This is a genomic window from Methylophaga sp. UBA1464 (assembly GCF_002325665.1).
Classification (GTDB): Bacteria; Pseudomonadota; Gammaproteobacteria; order Nitrosococcales; family Methylophagaceae; genus Methylophaga.
The window spans coordinates 10,728-11,829 of record NZ_DCSO01000085.1 but is presented as its reverse complement, the minus strand read 5'-3'; the positions used below and the strand labels follow the sequence as shown (position 1 = coordinate 11,829).

Sequence of the window (1,102 nt, the reverse complement as noted above, 5' to 3'; positions counted from 1 at the left end):
CTTAATGACAGTCTGCAATTTGCCAGTCAGTTGGCCGCCAACAAATGCCAACAATATGGTTTTGAAAATCTTGTTAAATCGTTATGAAAAAATTTGTATGTCATATCAAAGACCTGAAAGACCATCATAGTTATGGTTATCAGATCGCACTGGAAGACGGAGAGCTGGATATCCTGGTAATACGCCAGGGTAAAGATGTCCGGGCTTATCTCAATCATTGTCCGCATCTGGGAATCCCATTGAACTGGCAACCGGATAAATTTTTATCAGTGGAAGAAACACATATCCAATGTTCTACTCACGGGGCATTATTTACGCTGGAAGAAGGGTATTGTATTTCTGGCCCATGCCGCGGACAGAGTCTGACAGCCCTGCAGACAGAAGTAGATGAGTTAAATAACTTATATCTGGTCTCACAATAATAAAATTCTGACCGCTTCCCGCAACTGCCCAAGCAGTTCCTGTTTACCTTTCAGGTTTAATTGCCTGCAGACGACAGGTATTGGTTGCTGCTGCAGTACAAAAACCAAACAAATTGATTGCAAAATTGTCGGCATAGATAAAAATCTCTGCTGCTTGACACAATTTACAACAAACTTGCGGATGGCTATCTGGCAGGCATCATAATGACGCTTTTGGAAAGCAAATGCCGTTATCTCCTCTTCGTCCACCACTGTTAATGGAAGTTCGGATTGCGGCAGCATCTGCGTTAATAATGGAATTAAGCCTGCTTCCAGGTGAGAAAGTTGGCTGAGCAATAAATCCGGCCATTGCTCAATCAGCCGTTGCTGGGTCTGCTCAATCAACATTTTCCCGGCAGGGCTGATTGGTTTTGCCAGAATTACGGTATGTCGACCACTGATATGATCGCTATGGGCTCCCACACGCAGCAGACCATAATCGCTGTTTTGCCAAAATCGCACTAAAGATTCACTGGCTGCAAAACTGCAACCCACAATATCGGTGTTTTCAGGTAAATGACTGATCACGGTATTTAATAAATAGTGTCCGATCCCTCGATTTTGGAGTGCTGGATGCACTGCAATACGTACTATCCTTTGATAATGATATTCTCCGGCGATACTAATCCCGGAATGCGCCA

Annotated in this window: 2 protein-coding genes; one reads left to right on the top strand and one right to left on the bottom strand. The window is 43.8% G+C overall.

What is annotated here, in order from left to right; all coding sequences use genetic code 11:
• Positions 1-83 precede the first annotated feature (83 nt).
• A complete protein-coding gene (locus tag B3O33_RS10805) occupies positions 84-422 on the top strand; it encodes a Rieske (2Fe-2S) protein (RefSeq protein ID WP_292362278.1) in 339 nt (112 codons plus the stop codon).
• Here B3O33_RS10805 and B3O33_RS10800 read toward each other — a convergent pair.
• Positions 414-1,102, bottom strand: a 689-nt coding sequence (locus B3O33_RS10800; protein WP_292363571.1) for a GNAT family N-acetyltransferase, incomplete at its 5' end; no start/stop codon positions are given. The genes B3O33_RS10805 and B3O33_RS10800 overlap by 9 nt on opposite strands.